Annotated in this window: 24 protein-coding genes and 1 pseudogene; 4 read left to right on the top strand and 21 right to left on the bottom strand. The window is 23.3% G+C overall.

Going from position 1 to position 22750, the window contains the following annotated elements:
- The 9 genes from rplK to ACI2WJ_RS01455 all read right to left on the bottom strand — a co-directional run bounded on the left by rplK (position 1) and on the right by ACI2WJ_RS01455 (position 7940).
- Entirely contained in the window at positions 1–447 is a 447-nt protein-coding gene (rplK, locus tag ACI2WJ_RS01495; RefSeq protein WP_400254617.1) for a 50S ribosomal protein L11, read from the bottom strand.
- 178 nt (positions 448–625) lie between these two features.
- Complete coding sequence (gene nusG, locus ACI2WJ_RS01490; protein ID WP_400254616.1) at positions 626–1258, bottom strand: transcription termination/antitermination protein NusG; 633 nt, start codon at positions 1256–1258, stop codon at positions 626–628.
- A 19-nt stretch (positions 1259–1277) separates the two neighbouring features.
- Positions 1278–1709 (bottom strand): preprotein translocase subunit SecE, encoded by a 432-nt coding sequence (gene secE / locus ACI2WJ_RS01485; RefSeq protein ID WP_400254615.1) that lies wholly within the window; start codon positions 1707–1709, stop codon positions 1278–1280.
- Between the two features lie 11 nt (positions 1710–1720).
- A complete protein-coding gene (gene rpmG / locus ACI2WJ_RS01480; RefSeq protein WP_174481441.1) occupies positions 1721–1870 on the bottom strand; it encodes a 50S ribosomal protein L33 in 150 nt (49 codons plus the stop codon).
- A gap of 213 nt (positions 1871–2083) precedes the next feature.
- Entirely contained in the window at positions 2084–3181 is a 1098-nt protein-coding gene (locus ACI2WJ_RS01475) for a hypothetical protein (RefSeq protein WP_400254614.1), read from the bottom strand.
- A gap of 72 nt (positions 3182–3253) precedes the next feature.
- Positions 3254–4588, bottom strand: a complete 1335-nt coding sequence (locus tag ACI2WJ_RS01470) for a hypothetical protein (protein WP_400254613.1) — start codon at positions 4586–4588, stop codon at positions 3254–3256.
- Positions 4589–4609: 21 nt separating this feature from the next.
- A complete protein-coding gene (locus tag ACI2WJ_RS01465) occupies positions 4610–5854 on the bottom strand; it encodes a replication-associated recombination protein A (protein WP_400254612.1) in 1245 nt (414 codons plus the stop codon).
- A 209-nt stretch (positions 5855–6063) separates the two neighbouring features.
- Complete coding sequence (locus ACI2WJ_RS01460) at positions 6064–6897, bottom strand: hypothetical protein (protein ID WP_400254611.1); 834 nt, start codon at positions 6895–6897, stop codon at positions 6064–6066.
- Positions 6852–7940, bottom strand: a complete 1089-nt coding sequence (locus ACI2WJ_RS01455) for a hypothetical protein (protein WP_400254610.1) — start codon at positions 7938–7940, stop codon at positions 6852–6854. The genes ACI2WJ_RS01460 and ACI2WJ_RS01455 overlap by 46 nt, the downstream gene beginning before the upstream one ends.
- A 404-nt stretch (positions 7941–8344) precedes the next feature.
- Here ACI2WJ_RS01455 and ACI2WJ_RS01450 point away from each other — a divergent pair.
- A pseudogene (locus ACI2WJ_RS01450) lies at positions 8345–9471 on the top strand (IS3 family transposase).
- A 2-nt stretch (positions 9472–9473) separates the two neighbouring features.
- Here the strand turns inward: ACI2WJ_RS01450 and ACI2WJ_RS01445 are convergent.
- Positions 9474–10418, bottom strand: a complete 945-nt coding sequence (locus ACI2WJ_RS01445; protein ID WP_400254609.1) for an ankyrin repeat domain-containing protein — start codon at positions 10416–10418, stop codon at positions 9474–9476.
- Between the two features lie 303 nt (positions 10419–10721).
- Here ACI2WJ_RS01445 and ACI2WJ_RS01440 point away from each other — a divergent pair, with 303 nt between their 5' ends.
- On the top strand, positions 10722–10883 hold the full coding sequence (locus ACI2WJ_RS01440; RefSeq protein ID WP_400254608.1) for a hypothetical protein: 162 nt from the start codon (positions 10722–10724) through the stop codon (positions 10881–10883).
- 351 nt (positions 10884–11234) lie between these two features.
- Here the strand turns inward: ACI2WJ_RS01440 and rlmB are convergent, their stop codons facing one another.
- The 11 genes from rlmB to ACI2WJ_RS01385 all read right to left on the bottom strand — a co-directional run bounded on the left by rlmB (position 11235) and on the right by ACI2WJ_RS01385 (position 20826).
- Positions 11235–11975, bottom strand: a complete 741-nt coding sequence (gene rlmB / locus ACI2WJ_RS01435) for a 23S rRNA (guanosine(2251)-2'-O)-methyltransferase RlmB (protein ID WP_338958587.1) — start codon at positions 11973–11975, stop codon at positions 11235–11237.
- A gap of 12 nt (positions 11976–11987) precedes the next feature.
- Complete coding sequence (gene cysS, locus ACI2WJ_RS01430) at positions 11988–13319, bottom strand: cysteine--tRNA ligase (protein ID WP_400254607.1); 1332 nt, start codon at positions 13317–13319, stop codon at positions 11988–11990.
- Between the two features lie 192 nt (positions 13320–13511).
- Positions 13512–14635, bottom strand: a protein-coding gene (locus ACI2WJ_RS01425) for an IS3 family transposase (RefSeq protein ID WP_400254606.1) whose coding sequence is annotated in 2 segments (ribosomal slippage) — positions 13512–14392 and positions 14392–14635 — 1125 coding nt in all. Because the reading frame shifts where the segments join, the coding sequence is not laid out codon by codon here.
- Between the two features lie 22 nt (positions 14636–14657).
- Complete coding sequence (locus ACI2WJ_RS01420) at positions 14658–15293, bottom strand: hypothetical protein (RefSeq protein WP_400254605.1); 636 nt, start codon at positions 15291–15293, stop codon at positions 14658–14660.
- A gap of 361 nt (positions 15294–15654) precedes the next feature.
- Entirely contained in the window at positions 15655–16365 is a 711-nt protein-coding gene (locus ACI2WJ_RS01415; RefSeq protein WP_400254604.1) for a hypothetical protein, read from the bottom strand.
- Complete coding sequence (locus ACI2WJ_RS01410) at positions 16366–17490, bottom strand: bifunctional folylpolyglutamate synthase/dihydrofolate synthase (RefSeq protein ID WP_400254603.1); 1125 nt, start codon at positions 17488–17490, stop codon at positions 16366–16368.
- 18 nt (positions 17491–17508) lie between these two features.
- Positions 17509–18456 (bottom strand): hypothetical protein, encoded by a 948-nt coding sequence (locus tag ACI2WJ_RS01405; RefSeq protein ID WP_338958573.1) that lies wholly within the window; start codon positions 18454–18456, stop codon positions 17509–17511.
- Between the two features lie 110 nt (positions 18457–18566).
- On the bottom strand, positions 18567–19238 hold the full coding sequence (locus ACI2WJ_RS01400) for a uracil-DNA glycosylase (protein ID WP_174481457.1): 672 nt from the start codon (positions 19236–19238) through the stop codon (positions 18567–18569).
- 12 nt (positions 19239–19250) lie between these two features.
- Positions 19251–19427: a 23S rRNA (pseudouridine(1915)-N(3))-methyltransferase RlmH gene (locus tag ACI2WJ_RS01395; RefSeq protein ID WP_400255224.1), complete on the bottom strand. Its 177-nt coding sequence runs from the start codon at positions 19425–19427 to the stop codon at positions 19251–19253.
- Between the two features lie 239 nt (positions 19428–19666).
- Positions 19667–20620 (bottom strand): Mbov_0401 family ICE element transposase-like protein, encoded by a 954-nt coding sequence (locus ACI2WJ_RS01390; RefSeq protein WP_400255223.1) that lies wholly within the window; start codon positions 20618–20620, stop codon positions 19667–19669.
- Between the two features lie 14 nt (positions 20621–20634).
- Positions 20635–20826, bottom strand: coding sequence for a hypothetical protein (locus tag ACI2WJ_RS01385; RefSeq protein WP_400254602.1), 192 nt, complete (start codon positions 20824–20826; stop codon positions 20635–20637).
- Between the two features lie 73 nt (positions 20827–20899).
- Here ACI2WJ_RS01385 and ACI2WJ_RS01380 point away from each other — a divergent pair, with 73 nt between their 5' ends.
- Together ACI2WJ_RS01380 and ACI2WJ_RS01375 are read left to right on the top strand one after the other, a co-directional pair.
- Positions 20900–21850 carry a hypothetical protein gene (locus ACI2WJ_RS01380; protein ID WP_400254601.1) on the top strand — a complete coding sequence of 317 codons (951 nt, stop codon included), beginning with the start codon at positions 20900–20902 and terminating at the stop codon, positions 21848–21850.
- Positions 21837–22607 (top strand): hypothetical protein, encoded by a 771-nt coding sequence (locus ACI2WJ_RS01375; RefSeq protein WP_400254600.1) that lies wholly within the window; start codon positions 21837–21839, stop codon positions 22605–22607. The genes ACI2WJ_RS01380 and ACI2WJ_RS01375 overlap by 14 nt, the downstream gene beginning before the upstream one ends.
- The last annotated feature ends 143 nt before the right edge of the window (positions 22608–22750 follow it).

The following is a 22750-nucleotide window of genomic DNA, read 5'->3' as shown; positions in this document are numbered from 1 at the left end:
TTAAACACCTTGCTTTCCATCATCAACAGTAATGCCCATATTCTTGGCTGTTCCTGCAACAATTTTAATTGCATCTTCTAAAGAATAAGCATTTAAATCAGGTAATTTAATTTGAGCAATTTCTGTAATTTGAGCAATAGTAAGTGTTCCTACTTTTGTTAATTTAGCATTTGATGAACCTTTTGCAAGTTTCAATGCTCTTTTTAAAAGAAATGTTGTTGGTGCAGTTTTTATTTTAAAGTCGAAAGTTTTATTTTTATATGATGTAATAAAAACTGGAATTGGAACCGGATTAACATCATCTTTTTGATCTTTGGTTTTATCGTTAAATTCTCTACAAAAACGTGGCATATCAATACCGAATGATGCTAAACTAGCACCTGGTTTGGCACTACCAGCTGGTAATTGAATAATACCTCCACGATTAATATTTTTTTTATCTGCCATGAGCAACTCCTCCTAAATGGATTCTCACTGTGGTCCAAACGAATAAATCTTCCACAAGTTTAAACATAATTAAAGTCTATTTATATATATAAATAGTACTTTACAAATAATAACATCATTATAATTAGTAGTCAAATATATTTTTATTTTATTTTACATAAAAATTAAATAGTTTAAACTAAACTTTATTTTTTTTACAACTATCATATTCTACTTTAATTTCGGTTTGACGACCAAACATATCAACAGAAACTGTTGCAACACCCTTATCTTCATCTAATTTAATAACTTGTCCTTCTCGGCTTTGTAAAGCACCAGAAGTAATATGAACAAAATCATTTAACTCAAAATCACGAATAATTTTTTTTGTCTCTTTAACTTTAGGTTGTGATGAATTTTTAGAATTACGATATAACATTTCATTAACTTCTTTAGTAGAAAGTGGAGTTGGTGGTACACCTTTACCACTAGAACCAATAAAACCATTAATTCCTGTTGTATTACGAATATCATATCAAGTATCTTCGGTTAAAATCATATGAACAAAAATATAACCCGGAAAAATATTTTTTTCAGTTATTTTTTTATCTTTATCTGGTATTGCTTCTTTAACAACTCTAACTTGAAAAATATTATCTTTTAAATTTAATTTTTTTTCAATTTTATTTTTCAAATCAGCAGCAACTTTATCTTCATGACCTTTGTTACAATTAACAATATATCATTGTGCTTGCTCAATTCGATGTTTATGTGTTTCTTCTAATGATGTAGTTTTCACTAAAAGGGTTTCTTTTTTTATTCTTTCACTCATTTTTTGGCATCTCCATTTTTTATATTATTTTTAATAAAGGTAATACAAATAGTAATAACTGCTCAATTCCATAAAAGAATAGTGCTAAGACAGCAATAAATAATACTGTTGTAATAAATTTATTATTTAATTGTTTTCTTGGTGTTCAACGAGTTCTTCTAATTTCTCTTGATAAGTATAAGAAAAAATATTTATGATAAGTTCTCGCTTCTTTTTTATAATAAAAACGTTCTTCAGGCGTACGATTTTTACGTTCTTTTTCTCAAATTTCGCTAATATTAACCTTTTTATTTTTATCGGCTGTTCGTGGATCAAAACTTGGTTTTCCTTCAGAAGTTCTTTTTGTTCTTAAAGGTTTAATTTTACGTAAAATATTAAATTTACTTTTTAAAAGAGCCAATTTTTCAGGATTAACTTTTGGTTTTTCTTTTGATTTGTCTTCTGCACTCATGAAAATTTCTCCTAACGTGATTCCTTATGTAAAGTATGTTTTTGACAATGTTCACAATATTTTTTTAGTTCCATACGCTCTTTATATTTAATCTTATTTTTGTATGTATGATAATTACGATTTAAACATACAGTACAAATTAAAATTATTTTTTCGTTCATTAAATTCACCTAGAAAATTTAACCATTTTTAATTATATTATTATTTAAAATAAGTGTCAATTTTAAAATATTTTTATTTTAAAAACAAAGTTAAATTTTTAATCTTTCTTTAAAATTCATCATTTCTAAAATAATTGTACAAGAAAAAATAAAATAATAAATAAAAAATAATGTTTTTTTAAAAAAACATTATAATATAAAAACTAATTTTAATTAACCATTAATACTTCCTAAAAGTGGTTGTCTTTCATTGGGTTCTATGATAACTTCTGGCATATCATTATTTGCATTTGTAACAAATTCCGGTTCAAACTCATAATCAGGAATTTTTACCTTTATTCTTTCTCGTTGACTACTATCTTCAATCTCCGTTACTAATTCCACCTTTTTATTTTTGGGAGTATAATTATCTATTCATTCTTTAAACTTTGTCAATGTTGGTCTTCAATCTTTTATTTTTCCGGGTTTAACAAAACTAGGAATTGTTTTATCTGAATGTTTCATTTCAAACTTATCTCAATTATTTTTTTCTAAATACTCATATATTTCCTTTAAATCTTTATTACTTAAAATACCTTTATATAAAGAAAAACTTTTCGTAATGTGTTCTTTTCTTTCATTAATAATTTTAATAATAATTTCCTCTTTACTATTTGAAGTATTAAATTTACTCATTGTAGAAAAATATGTGTGATTAACATCCATCATTGCTGAAATTGACATTAAATTTCCTCCCACAATATTACCATTTGTAAAGTTAATGCCTGCAGTTGCAAAAGTAGTAAGTGATTTTAAGTATTCAATAGTTTTTGTTACTTTTTGAATTTTATATAAATCAAAACCTGATATTCCACTAAGCACTTTAACTAATCCATTTGTACCAGTAAATAATTTATTTAATGCAATAGAAATCATTTCTGGAGTTAATTCATTACTTACAGCATCTTCTGTTAATTGTTCAGCAATTTCAGAATAAAGTCTTTCATCATTTGGTGGTAAAGTAGGAAAAGTAGGTAAATTTGGTTCGGTAGTTGTACTACCACCAGTTTCATTTAAATTATATGCTTGTCAAATAACTCAACCACCAAATGCAGCATATAACATATCAGCTACTCCACTTTTAATTAATTGGTAACGTTTTTCAATATTACTATCCCTAGTAACAGACTTAAGTCCTGCTATTGTTAGTAGAACTCCTGTTGTCGTATTACTTCAATTTTGTGCACTTAATGCTCCTGCTCTAATTGGACCATGAAGATTATTCAACGCTCATTGTACTTCTGTTCATGTTTCTTCTTTATTTATTTTCATTTTATTTATTCCTTTCATAGTTAAAGTAGTTTTAAATTAAATTTTTAATTTTATTGATAAAATGATACATAATTATTCATTAATAATGTTACTAATTGTTCATCTACTAATATTTATTGAGAAAGATGGCCCAATATCAAAAGCACGAGATATAGAACTACTTCTAAGTTGTTGATATATAGTGTTTTCATCATGTCACATAAATATATAAATAACTAATCCTTGTGATTTATGACCTGCAGGTGGCTGATTTACTACTCGTCAAACTGGTAATTGATTATCTTTGTCTTGAATTTTTTTGGTATTAAAGTTTAGTTCATTACTTTTAATTGTTGTTGTATTATTATTCATAACACTATAAGTTATGCTGTCTGTCGAATTAGTAAAAATTGTTGGATATAAAAATATAAAATTATTTCATGAATCAGCATAATCACTTCATTTTAAAAGCGTAGTTATTTCTGAATTATAATCTATTAGTTTTCCTCCATCTTTTGGAAAACTATGACTTAATGTTAAATTATTATTAGTATCCAAATTTTTGCTATCATATTGTAAATATCCAACGCTAATAATGTTACCAGTACTGTCAACTAAATATCTAATACTTATTTTTTTACTATTATTTTCAATTGAAAAATTATTAATAACAGATTCTAAATTTGGACTATCAATCATATTATTGAAAATATTTTCAGCAATTTTTTCTGCAATGCTTTCATTATTTTTTAAACTACTTTTAGTAATAAATTGTTTAACAAAGTCAAGACAAATTCCCCTACTATTTTTTAAATGAGACTGAGCAATATAATATAATCCCAATGTTTCACTTAAATTATCATAGTTCTTAATTACATCAACAATACCTTTTGTTCCGGTTAATGATATATGAGTATTAGTACCACCAAATTGAATAAAAGTAAAATTACTTTTAGACTTTTTATTTGAAATATAAGCTGTTGTTGATATTTTGCTCAAGTTTTGTTTTTGAAAAATTTGCAAATCATTAGTACTTGTTAATTGTTCCTCTTTATAATTAATAGCAGCAATTTCTTTATCAAACTCATTAATAACATCTTTATTTATCTTTTCAGGGTTATAAGTTAATTTAAAATTATCAATATAAATTTCTTTTACATAAGGTTCTAAATTTGGATTATCAATAATACTTTTAATATCAAAAAGATGATATATTCCATCTTTATCTTGACTATTTAAAATAGTACTATTACTTAAATTACCATACGTAGTATTAGTAACCACTTCAGTAATTTCAGTTTTATTTTTATTTTCTTGTTTTAATTTATTAATACTTGTTAAATTATTAGTAATACTAGTGTTAGCAACAATATTAGTTGTTGCTAATGTTAAACTAAGTCCCAACCATAAATGTTTATTTTTTAACATTCTATTTTGCACCTCAGAATTTTATTTTTTAGTAAATCTATTATAAATTTCATTTAATTTTTTTTCATAAATGTTATGGAGTTTTGGTTGATAATATTTCATATCTTTTAACTTTGTTGGTAAATACTGTTGTTGTACATAATCATTAGCATAATCATGTGGAAATTTATATAATTTACCTTTACCTACTGATTTTTTTAATGTTTTAGATCAATTATGCTTCAAATAATCAGGAATTGGATATACTTTTCCTTGTAAAACATCACTATATGCTTTTTGTACTGCCAAATTAGCACTATTTGATTTCTCACTAAGTGCCATTTCAATAACTACTAAACCAAGTGGAATTATACCTTCGGGCATACCAATTTGACGAAAAGTATCAATAGCAGTTTTTATTCTAATTGCTAAAGCAGGATTAGCAAGTCCAATATCTTCGTAAACAATAATCAACATTCTTCTTAATAAAGCTTCATAATCACCAGTTGCTAATAACCTTGCTAAATAATGCAAAGCAGCATTAACATCACTGCCTCTAATTGATTTTTGTAATGCTGACTTTAAATCATGATGTTCATTTCCCTCTTTAGCATTTCAATTACTTGCTTTAGGCATAATAGCATTAATAATATCAATAGTTATGATTTCATTAGGATATAATTTTATTAATATTTCTAAAATATTAATTGCTATTCGTAAATCACCGGTTGCTAAATTACAGATTTTTTCCAAAATTTCATCACTAATATTAAAATTAAAAAATGAATTATTAGTAATTATTTTTTTTAAGCCTAATAACATTTCTTCATTACTAATTGGTTTTAATTCTAATAATAGACATCTACTTCGTAAAGCTGGATTAATTACAAAATAAGGATTTTCAGTAGTACAAGCCATTAAAATAAAATTGCCATGTTCTAAATATTGTAATAATAAATCTTGACGATCACGATTCATGCGTTGTATTTCTTCAATTATAATTATATAAGGTTTAGTATTTTGTGCTATTTTAATTAATTTTTCTAAATTTTCTTTTTTATCAATGGCAGCATTAAATACTCCAAATTCACATTTTAAATCATTAGCTAGTGCTTGAGCAATAGTGGTTTTGCCTGTTCCTGGATTACCATAAAATATTAATGATGTTAAAAACTTCTGATTTAATATTCGATTAATAATTCCATTTTTATCATTTATCAAATGACTTTGACCAATTATATCATTAATAGTAGTTGGTCTTAATATTGTTGCTAGTGGCTTATCCATACTCATCACCTTTGTTTTTAATTTAACGTCGTGAAGTTATTTTAACAATAGAACTAAAATTAATAAAGGTTAAATTATTATTTTTAATATTAACATCCAAGGAATGAAGCATTTTATATTCTTTATCATCATCATATTTAATAATGATACCAATGTTTTTTAAGTGCTGATATTTATCATTTTGTTCAGAAACACTAACAAGTTCAATATTATTTATCTTTTTTTATGATATCAAAATTAATTGTCTCTTGAAAATGAATTTGATAGTTATCGCCATCAATATTAATTCCTATATTCATTTCTAAATTAATGTCATTAGTAGGAGAAAAATTATTCATATCATTAATAGCTTCTTGAAATAATAGTGAAATAAGTGAAATAGAATTATCTTTAAAAGTAATTGGATATATTACACCACTAGGAAGAACATTTGGATATAAATCAATAGAATTTAAATCTTTAACATTAAAATTGTTATTTTTAAAGGTTTTTTCATTTGGTTCTTTATTTTGACATTGAATATTTATTGAAAACTCGATAGTATCTTGCAATTGATTTTTACCAACAATTGTTACTATTATAGATTTTGGTTTTTGATAATTTCCAGTAATCGCATTACTAGTAATAATATAATCTTGATCATTAAAATCTTGATGTCATTTTTGCTTACCAAACTCATTTATTTTTTTACTAACAAGGAAAGCAATATGATTATCAATATCCACTTTGCTAACATTAGTATCATCAATAACATCTATTTGTTTAGTATTTATGATTTCATCATTTTCCAATGATGACTTAATAGCAAATAAAGATTTTACGGTATTATTGGCCGTTAGATTAATTATCAATTGGATAGTATCTTGTAATTGATTTTTACCAACAATTGTTACTATTATAGATTTTGGTTTTTGATAATTTCCAGTAATCGCATTACTAGTAATAATATAATCTTGATCATTAAAATCTTGATGTCATTTTTGCTTACCAAACTCATTTATTTTTTTACTAACAAGGAAAGCAATATGATTATCAATATCCACTTTGTAACATTAGTATTATCTTCAATAGTTATTAATTGATTAATTACACTTTCATCATTTTCCAATACTGTTTTAATAACAGATAATGATTTTTTTGTTCAACTACCTTGAACATTAAAATTAATATTTAATTGACCTTTAATAATTTTACTACTATTTTTAGCACAAATAACAACTGTTATTTTCTTTTTTATCATATAATTATCAAAATTTTTTATTGAATCATAATTAATAACAAAATCACTTTTTGTTACTTTATCTGATAATGATTTTTCTTTATTAATTTCTTCTAAAAATTTCTCTTCAATAATTTTATTGACTTGAGATTCTATTTCATTTTTAGTTCCTTTTGTAGCATCTGACATTACTATTGTTTGTGATGGAATTGTAATTCTATTGTCTAAATCAAAAATATTAAATTTTTCTGGAATAACATCATTTTCAACACTAAAATTGAAATTTAAGTCACAAGGAAGCAAACCATAATTACTACCAAATTGATTAACACTCATTTCAATTTTAAATTGTTTTATTTTTTCTTTATAAGATGGTATTTTTATTGAAAAATTATTTTTAAGTGCATTTTCATCATTAATTTTAATATTAATAGCTGGATTTACTGGTAAATGTAGAAAAAAATTATTAGGAATATCTATTTTATTTGTTTGTAACACATTATCAATCTTTTTTAATAAATCACTAAGATAAAAAATTTTTAGTTTTTTATCAGTAGATATTAAACTAATATTATTTAATTTATCCTTGTAATCTATCAAATTATATTTTTTATTTGTTGGACAATTATTCTTATAATAATCTTCTCAATTTTTATCTTGATTAGGATTTCAGTTGTTGGAATTATTAGTATTTATGGCACTATTTCATTGATTATTTGCAATTATTAAAATCATAGTAGTAATAATTAAAACAACAACAACAAATAACAAAGAAAAAAATTTAAACCAATGTTTTTTTTCTTGCTTAACATTAGGTTTTTGCTTATAATTTGATTTTTCATTTTGATTAATACCAATTTTATACATTATTTCCTCCACCAAAAATCGATAATAAAACATAAAAAAACTTTATAATGATTAAAAAATCACTACAAAACAACAGCTAAATTATATAAATAATAATATAACAATAAAACTTATAAATTAATTTTTAAAATTAAAAAAATAAAATTAAAATATAAATTTTATTGTTGTCTTAATTCTATCATAGTAATTTTTTATTAAATATATTTTTTGTAACTATTTTTTAATTTTAACTTTACTCGTGTTCAAACATTATCAACTTGCTTATAGCTTAAATTTAATTTTTTCATAATTTGATGAACATTATATCCTCTTCGCTTTAATCTTAAAATGGATGGGTTACACTTTATTGGACACTAATTACGTAGACAAGTGAACAAATTAGTTAAAAGAAAGGAAATATAATTATGGCCAATATTAACTCATATAATGATGAATTTAAAAAACAAATAGTATCTTTATATCAAAATGGCAAATCAGTATCTTGCCTTGCTAAAGAATACAACGTTACAAGAGCAGCTACTTATAAATGAATTAAGCAATTTACAAATTCAGGCAGTTTTAAAACTAAAGATAATCTTTCGGATTTAGAAAAACAATTAATTCAAGCAAATAAAGAATTAAAACAATTAAGAATGGAGAATGATATTTTAAAGCAAGCAGCACTAATAATAGGCAGAAAGTAGAGATTATTACAAATAATAAATCTAAATATAAAATTCGTCCAATTTGTCGTTTTTTAAAACTTTCTAAATCAACATATTATTTTAATTTAAAGAAAAAAGAAGATAAAATCAAAAATAATATGTATGATGAAGCTGTTATTAGTGCTTTTAAACAAAATAAAGAAGTTTATGGAACAAGAAGATTAAAAGTCAGTCTAGAAAATAAAGAAATTTATTTATCACGCAAAAAAATTAAAGAAATTATGAATCAACATAATTTAATATCAAAATACACTAAATTATCATTTAAAAATCATCATAACAAAGTCAATGATAGCCAAATAAGCAATCTTGTGAATAGAAACTTTAATAATAGGCTTAAAAATGAAGTTATTGTTAGTGATTTAACTTATGTTCAAGTTTAATGGTAAGTGAAACTATATTTGCTTATTAATCGACCTATTTAACCGCGAAATTATTGGACATAGTGTGTTGTAGGTACTAAAAAAGATGCATCATTAGTATATCAAGCATTTATGCAATCAAATCGCTGTTTAAAAGATATTCAAATATTTCATAGTGATCGCGGTAATGAATTCAATAATAAAACTATTGATAAACTTTTATTAGCATTCAATATTACCCGTTCTTTAAGCAAAAAAGGTTGTCCTTATGATAATGCTGTTGCTGAAGCAACTTTCAAAACTTTCAAAACTGAATTTATTAATGATAAAAATTTTACATCATTAATCCAATTAAAATTAGAATTATTTGATTATATCAATTGATACAACAACATACGAATCCACAGCACTTTAAACTACCTAACTCCAGTTAAATATCATGAAAAAATGTCTACCAAAAAATAGTCCTAAAAAGGGTTGCCATTCCAAACTTCTTTTTGTCAAAAATTTTCAATATTTGAATTATTTTTTTCATTTATTTTTTTAATTTCATTTTGCAAATATTTTAATGAATCTATTACTGATTCTTCTTTTTCTAATCAATTATCATCATCTCCCTTTATAATATAGATTATTTTTTCATAACAATTTCCTTTAGAAATCATTATTTCATTTTTAAATTTTAGAAATTCTTTAAATGTTTTTATTATTAAATCTTTATTTTTAATAGAGCAAGTTAAAGCAGTAAAACCACCTTGATTTTTATCATAAACATGAGCTTTGTATAATAATAAAATATTAAAAATTTCAATTCTTCCATTTTCAGCAGCTAAAATTAAAGAGGTATTACCATCTCAATCTTTATAATTAACATCAGCACCATTTTCCAATAAAATCTTAACTATATCCAAATGACCATATTGAACAGCTAACATTAAAGACGTATTACCATCTCAATCTTTATAATTAACATCAGCACCGTTATCTATTAAATTCTTAACTATCTGAAAATTACCCCTTCTAGTAGATAATATTAAAGGTCTAATGCCATTTTGATTTTCATAATTAACATCAGCACCACTTGCCAATAAAACCTTAACTACCTCCAAATCAGCACCTATAATATCTAACATTAAAGGCGTATTACCATATCTATTTTCATAATTAACATCAGCACCATTTTCCAGTAAAACTTTAACTATTTCCAAAAAACCACTTTCAGCAGCCAACATTAAGGAGGTATTTCCATATTGATCTTCATAATTAACATCAGCACCATTTTCCAATAAAACTTTAAGTGCTTCCAAATCACCAACTTCAACTGTTTCAATTAACAGTTCATTTACTAGTTGCATACTATTCACATTTTCCTTTCAAAAATAAAAATAATTACTTTTGTAATTTTTTGACATTACATATTTGATTAATTTAAAGAACAATAAACTACTTATGTTATTTTCAACTTTATGTTAATAGTTACTTTAACAAATAAATTTTATAATAATATATAATATTTATAAAACTTAATAATAGGTTTTTAACTCATTACTTTCATAAAAAGTAAATGAGTTTTTTTATTTTTGAGAGGAAAACGTGAGACAGATGTATTTAAATATTTTAAAAAACTTATTTAAACGTAGAAAAAATCATTATCCAAGTAATAACAGTACAGATATTGAAAATAGCGATTTTTTTTCTTCTATAATGAACAAAAAATGTTATCAAAATTAAAAAAAATAAGTGAAGAAAAAGATAAAGAATTAGAGAAATTAACTAATGAAAATAATAACACTCCTAAAATAATATTACTTTCTTCAAATATTTTAGAACTAAGATCAAAAATTTGAACTTTGGAAGAAATGTTAGAAAAAAAATAACAATAAAAATAGAACAATTAGAAAAAAGTAAAATAAATAAATATAAAAATTTTTTTATTAAATTTTTTACTTTTTGAATTAAAGATAAAAACAAATATATTAATAATAAAATAAATAAGATAAATTCTGACTATACAAATATTAAAAACAATTGTAAAGAATTAGAAAACCATTTAATTGATCAAATAAATATATGCAAAAATTTAAAAGAAAAAAATGAAAATTTTCAGAACCAAATCTAATAAATAAAGAAAAAACATTTACACCTAAAATATAAAAGTATCTTTTTAAAAAAAATATTTTATTTTTTCATAAATTTAAATATTATCAAAAAATATAGGTTCTTAAAATTTACGATAATTTTAACGTTTCAACGTAAATATAGTTTGCAATAATACCACAAGCAACGCTAGCATTAAATGATTCTATTTTTGGACTTATTGGTATTTGAACAATATAATCTGTATGTTTTAATAACTTTGGACTTATCCCTTCACCTTCATTACCAATAATTAATGCTAAGTTGCTACTACAATCAATAGTAAAATAATCAATTGCTTTTGCTGTTTTAGCAGCAGCCAAAATTCAAAATTTATATTTTTCTTGTAAATTATTAATTGCGGAAGTTAAGTTATTAACTTGACAAATTGGAATAATACTTAGAGCACCGGCTGCAGCCTTTGCAACTGCACCGTTTATTTCAGATTGATTACGATTTAAAACAATTACACCATCAAAGTCATTACCCGCTGCAATTCTTAACATTGAACCAAAATTATGTGGATCAGAAATACGATCTAAAATTAAAATTCTTAAAAATCTAGATGTTGAACCAATATTAATTAATTCATCAAAAGAAAAATATTGATAGTCTTTAACATTAGCAGCAATATTTTGATGTTTAGTAGTACCTAATAGATTATTCATTGCTTGTAAACTAATAATTTCATAAGGAATATTTACACTTTTTAAATCTTTTTTCAATTCTTGGTACTTATCTTGAACTAAAAAAACTTTTTTAATTTTTATTAATGATGATGTTGATAATGCAGCAATAATAGGGTGATAACCATAAATATATTGTAATGCCATAATTTTGCTCCTTTAAATAATATTCAAATCTTTTAATTCTTGACGAATTTTATCAGCTTCTTGGTATTGTTTTTCCTTTTTTAGTTGTTCTCATATTTTAATTTTATTTTTAATCTTTTCAGAATAATTACCAACTTTAAAATCAAATCCTAATATTTTTAAAGCAAAGGTAAAAGTATAAAAAATTTCTTGAAATTCTTCATTAAAATTTTTTTTAATAAGTGCTTCATTTAATTTTTTAATCATATTTTCAATTAAAGTAATAGTATTAGTTGTATCAATATTATTTGATAAATTTTTAATAATTTGTTGATAATAAATTGAATGATGATTATTATTACATATTATATTGTTAATAAATATTTGATATGTTCATTGTTTTAAAACATTTTCATATTTTTTTGTTGACACTAATCCATTTTCAATTGTTTCCTTATTGAAATCAATTGGTTGTTGATGATCACGATTTAATATTAAATATCGCAATACATTCGGGTGATGTTGCTGACAAAATTCTTTAACCAAAATAAAATTATTTAAAGATTTTGACATTTTTTCATTAGCAATATTAACATGACCATTATGTCATCAAATATTTGACATTTTTTTATTATTAGCTGCAACAAATTGAGCTCGTTCATTTTCATGATGAGGAAATTTTAAATCAACACCACCACCATGTAAATCAATAGTTTGACCATTAAATAAATCCTCAACAAAACAAGCACACTCAGTATGTCAACCAGGTCTTCCTTTTCCTCACGGACTATTTCAACTAATACCTATTGTTGTTGATTTTCACAAAGCAAAATCTAGATTATTTTCTTTAGTAACTAAATTTTTAATTCTAAAATTTGGAATTAAATCTTCAATATTTTTATGTGCCAAACTTCCATAATCTTTTAACTTATTAACTTTAAAATAAACATCACCAGCCGTAACATATGCATAATCTTTAATAATTAATTTATTAATAAATTCAATAATCTTTGAAATATATTCACTTACTTTTGGTAATTTTGTAGGAAAAATAATATTTAATTTTTCTAAGTCTTCATAATATGCTAACGTATATTTTTCAGTAACTTGTTGTTCTGTTATTTTTAAATCCGCAGCTTTCTTAATAATTTTATCATCAATATCAGTAATATTATGAACATAATTTATTTTATAATTTTGATGAATTAACAAACGATGTAAAACATCAAAAACAAGCACACCACGAATATTGCCAACATGAATATAGTTATAAACAGTAGGACCACATAAATACATATTAACTTGCTTTTTATTAGGGACAAGCAGCTGCAATCTTTGTGAAAAACTATCATAAATTTTAATCATTTAATTAACCCTTCTTAATAAAGTTTAGTTTTCATATACTCTATTATACTGTAAAGAATATCAATCTGTAACAAAATAATTTTTTAAATTTAAAACTCTCTTTAACAAAGAAAATAATTAATAATTAAAAAAGTATTAATTATTTGAAATTTCATAATTTTTGATAGATTGGAATGGCAACCCTTTTTAGGACTATTTTTTGGTAGACATTTTTTCATGATATTTAACTGGAGTTAGGTAGTTTAAAGTGCTGTGGATTCGTATGTTGTTGTATCAATTGATATAATCAAATAATTCTAATTTTAATTGGATTAATGATGTAAAATTTTTATCATTAATAAATTCAGTTTTGAAAGTTTTGAAAGTTGCTTCAGCAACAGCATTATCATAAGGACAACCTTTTTTGCTTAAAGAACGGGTAATATTGAATGCTAATAAAAGTTTATCAATAGTTTTATTATTGAATTCATTACCGCGATCACTATGAAATATTTGAATATCTTTTAAACAGCGATTTGATTGCATAAATGCTTGATATACTAATGATGCATCTTTTTTAGTACCTACAACACTATGTCCAATAATTTCGCGGTTAAATAGGTCGATTAATAAGCAAATATAGTTTCACTTACCATTAACTTGAACATAAGTTAAATCACTAACAATAACTTCATTTTTAAGCCTATTATTAAAGTTTCTATTCACAAGATTGCTTATTTGACTATCATTGACTTTGTTATGATGATTTTTAAATGATAATTTAGTGTATTTTGATATTAAATTATGCTGATTCATAATTTCTTTAATTTTTTTGCATGATAAATAAATTTCTTTATTTTCTAGACTGACTTTTAATCTTCTTGTTCCATAAACTTCTTTATTTTGTTTAAAAGCACTAATAACAGCTTCATCATACATATTATTTTTGATTTTATCTTCTTTTTTCTTTAAATTAAAATAATATGTTGATTTAGAAAGTTTTAAAAAACGACAAATTGGACGAATTTTATATTTAGATTTATTATTTGTAATAATCTCTACTTTCTGCCTATTATTAGTGCTGCTTGCTTTAAAATATCATTCTCCATTCTTAATTGTTTTAATTCTTTATTTGCTTGAATTAATTGTTTTTCTAAATCCGAAAGATTATCTTTAGTTTTAAAACTGCCTGAATTTGTAAATTGCTTAATTCATTTATAAGTAGCTGCTCTTGTAACGTTGTATTCTTTAGCAAGGCAAGATACTGATTTGCCATTTTGATATAAAGATACTATTTGTTTTTTAAATTCATCATTATATGAGTTAATATTGGCCATAATTATTTTTCCTTTCTTTTAACTAATTTGTTCACTTGTCTACGTAATTAGTGTCCAATAAAGTGTAACCCATCCATTTTTCAGTTATATATAAATTTCCTTTATTAGCAGAAGTTATTGTTCCTATATAAATAGTATCATTAATATTTTTTAAACTTCAAACTGCACCATTAGTACTCTCTCAACCAAGCATCAATCCAAAACTTTTATCAGCTTTACTTTTATATATTTTTCCTTCACCATTATTATTTGTTATTTCTACATAAAGTGTACTATCAACATTTGTTAAACTTGAAACTTCACCATTAGTATTATTTCAAGTAGAAACTGGCTCAATCTTAGCATTAATATCATTAGTATTTATTTTATATAAATTTCCCTTTTTATTAGCAGTTGATGTTCCTACATAAAGTACACCATTAATATTTGCTAGAGCATGAACTGCACCATTATTATCTTCTCAATTAGAAATTTTTTTAAAATTAGTAATAGTACAAGTTAAAGAAACTTCGTTTTTATAAGTACCTTTACCATTAATAATAATTTTTGTAGTGTCAATAAAACTTTTAATATCAAAATCATCTTCAGTTAGATCAATTGCTTCTTTATTTTTATCTTTAATAGCTTTTAAAATTTCAGATTTATTTGGTTTGTCCAATTGACCAATGTAAATAATACCTAATTCCTTTTTAATAATAACTGTATTTAAATCAGTTTTTTCTACTGATGAAGGTCTTTCTCCGCCACAAGTGACAACACTTATACTTGTTACTCCAATTAAAGTTACTACTGCTAGACTACTTAGTAATTTCTTTACTTAAATCTTTACCACCTAATCTTTAATATTTTAATACAATCATTTTACATGATTTCTATATCAATAAAAATAAACATGCTATTAAAATTAAAATAGTAATATTAAAAAATTACTATTAATTTAATATATTCTCAATAAAGAGATAAATTTAAAAATGTTACAAAAAATATCAAAAATTTTAATTAAATAATTATTTTTTGATTTATTCTTCAGGTACTCTATTATATTGTAAAGATTGCGGATCTGTAGCGAAATAATATTTTTTAAATTGATTTTCTAAATTTAAAGTTTTCTTTAATGCAGAATAACAAGTAATAATTAAAAAAACATTAACCGTTAAATCAATAGGATATTTTATAACTCTTAATGGAAAATACATTAATCATAAAGGTGGTAATCCAGGAAATAAGATTTTTAATACAATAGGATCAGTACCAGTAATAATTAATGAAGTAATAGCATAAGCAATTGGCAAATATCAATAAAATGTCTTTTTACTATAATAAATTTTACTAAAATTTAATACTAAATAGTAAGGTAATATACATCATAAAATACTAGTAAAAGTAAAAAATAAACATGGTGATGCACCACTAGTACTAAATAATAAACCTAAAAAATCACTGGCAATACCACTAAGAAACCCTAATATTCCACCACAAAAGAAACCTATTAAAACTAATATAAAATTACCCAATTTTATTTCAAAATATTTAGAAAATGGTAAACTTTTTAACATTAAAGCACCTGTTGTATTTAAAGAAACAGCTAATGCTAACATTATTCCACTTAAGCAAATAAATTTTATTTGCTTTATCTTTTTTTTATTATCTTTATAATCAAAAACTGTGATCAATAAAAAAGTAATTAAAATTAACAGTCCACTAATTATATTCAATAACAACACATTCATTTAATTACCACCCTTTTTTATCATAATTATTTTCTTTGTTCTTAAATAATTATAAACATCTGCCAAAAAATAACAAGAACCCGTAATTAAAATTATTTTATGAGGGCTACATTCAATCATTTTTTGATAATCAAAAAATTCACCAGTAATACTATTTAAATTACTATTATTACAAATAATAATATTATCTGAGACTTTTTTTAAACAACTAATTAATTTTTGTGGATATTTATTTTTTAAACAAGAAAATATAATTTGTTGAGGAATAATTTTATTAATTTTTAGCGTTTTAATTAATGCTTTAATACCATCAATATTATGAGCAGCATCAAAATAAATAGTTTTATCATTAATTTGATATTTCTCAAATCGTAATCTAATATTAGTATCATTAATGATTTTTAAAGCTTGTTTAATATTAATTTCTAAAAATGTTTTTGAAATTACTGTTAAAACTAATTTTTTATTTTCTTGATAGTATGGTTGGTTGATTAATCTTGGAGAATATATAGGTTTATAACCTTCCATATCAATTTGCTTTTTTAATTTATTATTTAAATTACCTGAAATAAAAATATTTTTTGTCGTTGGTTTTACTATTCCTAATTTTTGATGTAATATTTCAGATGTAGTTTTACCAAGTCTATCTTGATGATCTTTACCAATTGAAGTGATAATAGCATATGTTGCATCAATGATATTTGTAGGATCAATTTTTCCACCAATCCCAACTTCAATTATTGCTCATTGCACATTTTGTTCTTGAAAATAAATTAATGCAATTAAAGTTAAAATACCAAAAAAACCTAATTGATAATATTCAATATCATCAAAAATCAAGTCTCTAATGTGAACTAAATCTTGATTACTAATCATTCTATCATTAACAATAATTCGTTCATTAACAAACTCAATATGGGGAGAAGTAAACAAACCAATTTTTTGTTTTAAGGTTTGTGATAATATAGCAAAAATTAAACGTGATACTGAACCTTTACCATTTGTTCCAGTTACATGAATATACTTAATATTATTGTTTAAATATTTTGGACTAATAATTTTTAATTTTTTTAAACAATCTTTATTTGAATATTTAGATATTTTTTTAAAAAATTCTTCATTCATATTTTTAAAATCCTTTATTTAATAATTATTATTATCAATATTAATTAAAGGATTAACGGTTCTTCAAGTCACATAAATTATAATTGAATTAATTATAATTTTAAGAGGTGCTTGCACAATTCTCATAATTGCTGTTACTCCATAATCCTTGGCATTAGGATCAAATAAAGTCATATCAGCATAGGAGGCTATAAGCACTGTTGTTACATACTCAGCTACTACCGCTAATAAAATAATTGGTAAAATTTCTTTAATTCTATAAATTTCTTTTTTCAATAAATAATAAAATAAAACACTATAAATACTTAATAGGCCAATAATGCCACCACCACCCATAATACTAGCCAGAACATATTTATTAACAATAATTCCTGACATAGAATATGATGATTGCTTACCTGAAATAACAATATACATGCCGCCACCAGCAAAGAAAATAATAAAAAAATTAATTAAAGCAAAAATAACTCATGGATAATCTTTTAGTTTTACTTTAAATATTCCAGCAATTCCTGCCAAAAAACCAGTAAAAATAATACAAAACATATAATAAACGCTAATATATGAAGGAACAAATAACATTACTAAAATATCTGTTACTGCAGCACAAATAATACCTATAATTGGACCAAACATATAACCGGTTATTTTAATCATTAAACCCTCAAAAGCAATTCTAATTGGTGGTAATACTGTAATGGGTATCGTAATAGAAACAATAATAGTTGCCACAACTGATACTGAAGATAACATTGTTATATAAGCAATATTTTTAGTAGTAAAACGAACACCTTTATATTTATCTTTACGAAATCATTTTCAAAAACTATTCATTAAAATATATGCTAACATTATGCTACTTAAAGTAATAATTAAATAAATAGCTGTAGATCTACTAAATAAATTTAAGGTATTTAAATCATATCGTTGAGAAAATATGTGATTAAATATTAAATTATTGGGCATTTAAATAACCACCATTCCCAAAATATTCTTTAAAACTATATTAATTTTAACAAATATATCATAACATTGTTTGCTTAAATACATATAATAAAATTAGTATTTTTTTATTTTTATCACTTAATGGGAGTTTTATTTTTTGAAATCAATCAATTATTAGTTTTGCTAAATGGTCTTGAATTAAAAAAACCATTATAAGCACTTAAAGGTGAAGGATGTGCACTCTCAATAATAAAATGTTTTTCTGTATCAATTAGCATTTTTTTATTTCTTGCATTTTTACCTCATAAAATAAAAACAAGATTAGTACAGTTTAAATTTAAAAATGATAAAACATGATCAGTAAAAGTTACTCATTGATATTGTAAATGACTATTAGGTTGACTTTGTCTGACAGTTAAAGTTGTATTTAAAAGCAAAACTCCCTGTTTAGCTCAAGTTGTTAAATTACCATCATTATCTTTTTCAATATTTAAATCATTTTTTAGTTCTTGAAAAATGTTTTTTAAACTTGGTGGTAATGGAGTATTTGTTTGAACACTAAATGCTAAGCCATGAGCTTGATTTGGCTGATGATAAGGATCTTGACCTAATATTATTACTTTAACCTTTGATAAAGGAGTTATTTTAAAAGCTTGAAATATTTCTTCTCATTGAGGATAACAAAGATAAGTTTGATATTCCTTTTTAATATCTTCTAATAATTTAGTAAAATATGCTTCTTTATATTCTTGTTGAAAAAATTCTAATCATGAGGAATCAACAAATAAAGTTTTATTATACATTTTTTTCACCTACTACTTATGATAACTTTGATTATTAAGTATTTGTAATGAACGATATATTTGTTCTAATAAAACAACATAACATAATTGATGAGGTAATGTTATTTTACCAAAGGAAATTTTAATTAAATTAATATTGTCTTTTAATATTTGTGCTACACCATTACTACCGCCAATAATAAAACCAATTTTACCTTGTTGAATTTGGGGAGCGTACCGATGTTGTCAATAATATTCAAATTTGTCTTAAAATTATAAAGTTAGACGAGAATAATTTTGACTTCAATATGCAATTGTATGTTAATCTTAACACTTGAAAAATATTAGTCAACAATAATACTTACTTTTATAACACAAAAATTCTTATTAAAGTAAACTTTAATAAGTTTTATTTTATTTTTCATTTTTTTTTAAATTTTAATTTTAATTTATAATAACTGGATGGCAGTATTTATTTGATAGCATTTAAAATTAACCATTTTTGTATACATATCAATATTATAAGTTCTATCACCAATCATATGCTTTAAAATTTGTTTAATATTAGTTTCAGTAAAGCAACCAATATTTTCAACTAATGCTTGGTTTAATACACCATCTTTTGCATTAATAAAATAACCAACTTTTAATTTTTTATATTGTAAGGTTAATGATTGTAAAAAATCAATTAATTCATAATATTGACCTTTTTCAAATAAAGTTATTGCATTTTGATAGTGTAATTTAGCGATTTTATTTTTTCTTCTTCCAGCCATTATTCCAAGAAATAAAACATGAAAAGCATGAAATTTATCTAAAATAAATTTAGCATTTAAAATTGTAGCAGTTTTTCTAATTCATTTTGCACTATCACCACAAACTATTAAATTTGCTTGGTCAAAGTTTTCAAAATATAAATTACCATATTTTTGAATAAATTTAGCTGTTTTTTCTGCACCAATTTCTGTTTTTGATACTCTTATTTTACAAACTGCTCTTTTATTAATTAATTTTCCATTTTTCTTTTTACCAGTACAAAATACTAATAATCTCATAGAACATTTTTTACAATTTTTAGTATTATGTTTTTCATTAAACTTAAATTTTCTATGTCCATCATCAATATTTATATATAAAGTTTGATTTTTTTCTAATACTATTTTAGGTATATTTGCTTTTGGTAATTCAAATTTTTGATATGTTCTACAAACTGTACTATTGCTTATTAAACCTTCAATAAAAGTATCACAAACATCACGATACTTTTTATCATCAGCAAAATATTTTAAAATTTGTTTAATAACATTTGGTGCAAGCTTACTATATTTTTTAACACCAAGATAGTTATCTAATAAGGATACGTATTCAGTTTTTTGTTTTTCTATGTTATAATGTTTACAAATACGCCGTTTATAAGTTAGTAAACCCTTTTTGCTTTTAATTTTCTTTTTCTAAATCTATATGATTTATATTCAGATTTATCACATATACTTCATAAATAATCATCTATTTTGGAAAATAATTCTTCTGTTTGTTTTAAACTTAATTCATCTTGATTAAAATCATGTTTATCTCAATCAAAATTATTAGTAAATGGTAATATAAACATTTTTAATGTTCCTTTCTAATTTTTGTTTGTTAATAATTTAAGTTTAATTTTTTTAAAAAAATAAGGAGTAAATATGGCTTTTATCACTAGTTATGCACAATTAAATAAAAAATATAGTCTTAATTTTAGTGATAATAATTATGGTTTTAGTTGAGATATTTTTAAACAATTTGTTGGTGATGAATGAGCAGAATTTTTTACTACCAATTGTTTTTATCGTTTTGTACCAACTGCACGTGGAACAAGAAAAACTTGAAACTGTTTAGCATTTGATTTATTTATATGTTGTAATTTTAGTGATAGTAGTGTCCAAGAAGTAAGAAGATATGAAAATACTCATAGTGAAACTACAATTGGTGCTTTAATGAATGTTTGTCAAGTTTTATTAGATACATATAATATTAATTTACTACCTAATAATCCACATGGAATTAAATGAAAAATTACTAAGGATGGTGGTTGTATTATTTTTCCTAATAATCAACAAATTGACTTTATTGGTTATGCTAATGGTAATAAGATTTTTGGAAAAGAAGCTGGTGGTTCAAGTTTTTTAGGTTCAAGAACAGATGAAATTATTATGGCAGAAGAAAAAGAAACATTAACTGAAAAGCAATTAACCTATCGATATGAACGTTTACAAAACTCTATGTTTAGAAGTAATCGTATTAAAGTATCAAATGAACCTATTAAAGAGTGAAGTTGAATATTTATTGATAAAAATATATATAGTTCTACCTTTGGACAAAAGATTACTCGTTATTTTTATAAAAGTTTTTTCATTACTTTTACATGTAATCCATACGATAAATATCATCCATTTTATTTAAAGTATTGCACGCCATTTTTACCATTAAATGATAAAATTATGGAAAATCTTAAAAAAGTTGGTAAAGTTTATTATGAAAATAAAGAAATGTTTAGTGGTTTAGGTTTATTTATATTAAGATTTACTATTCAACCATTTTGAAATAAATTACCAGACATTCAAAAAAAGAACATTATTAGAAATGAAAAAAAGTAATCCCGATGAATTTAATACTGTTTATTATGGTTTTGAATTTTTAGATAGTGATGCAACAATTTTTCCATTTCAAAAAACAGTAAAATATTGACAAACATATGATTTAAAACAATTTTATAATCAAGAAAAAGATATGTATAAATTTGATTTTTATAGTGTTGGTATTGATTGAGCTACGGGACCAAAAGACCATACTGTATTTATGGTAGTTGGTTTTAAAGAATATAATAATACTGGTTATTATGATGCTTATATTATTTGTGAATTAGTAGTTACTCCAAATGACTTTATAAATGAAAATGAAAAAATTAATGCTTATGTTAATGAAATTTTAGGATTAATCGATAATTTTGAAAATTTTGACCAAACAATTTATTTTTATGATGATAAAGCAAGAACAGCAATTGATTGATTAAATCAAAAATTAATTGATGAACACAATACTATTCTAATAACACAAACTGCTATTAAACATGCTTCAAATTTAAATCAAGAAGCCGGATTAACTAATAGAGTAGTATGAATGAGAAATATTATGAGTTATGGAAACTTTTATGCTAATAAAGATGATTTACCAAAGACTACTCAATGTTTAGAAGAATTACGTTATGATGAAACAAAAACTAACATTCCTGACAAAAATATGTATCAAGACCCATATGATGCTTTGTTTTATGCACTGTACCCATACAAAAATGTAATTAGGGGTAAAAATAATGCTACTGTGAAAAAAAGTATCTTCACATTTGCTATATAATAAACAATTTCAATATAATTAATAGTATAGGTATTATAAAATAAACGCCTTGGGCGTATTTCAAGTCTAGTTATAATTTAATTTTCTTTAAATAAAAGATAAAATAAATTATTAATTGTTATAAATATTATAACCCTATTTAG

This window comes from Spiroplasma endosymbiont of Cleonymus obscurus (genome assembly GCF_964273375.1).
In the GTDB taxonomy this organism is placed as follows: domain Bacteria; phylum Bacillota_I; class Bacilli_A; order Mycoplasmatales; family VBWQ01; genus Spiroplasma_E.
Note: the sequence above shows the minus strand (reverse complement) of the source record. Positions and strands in the feature narration are given on the sequence as shown.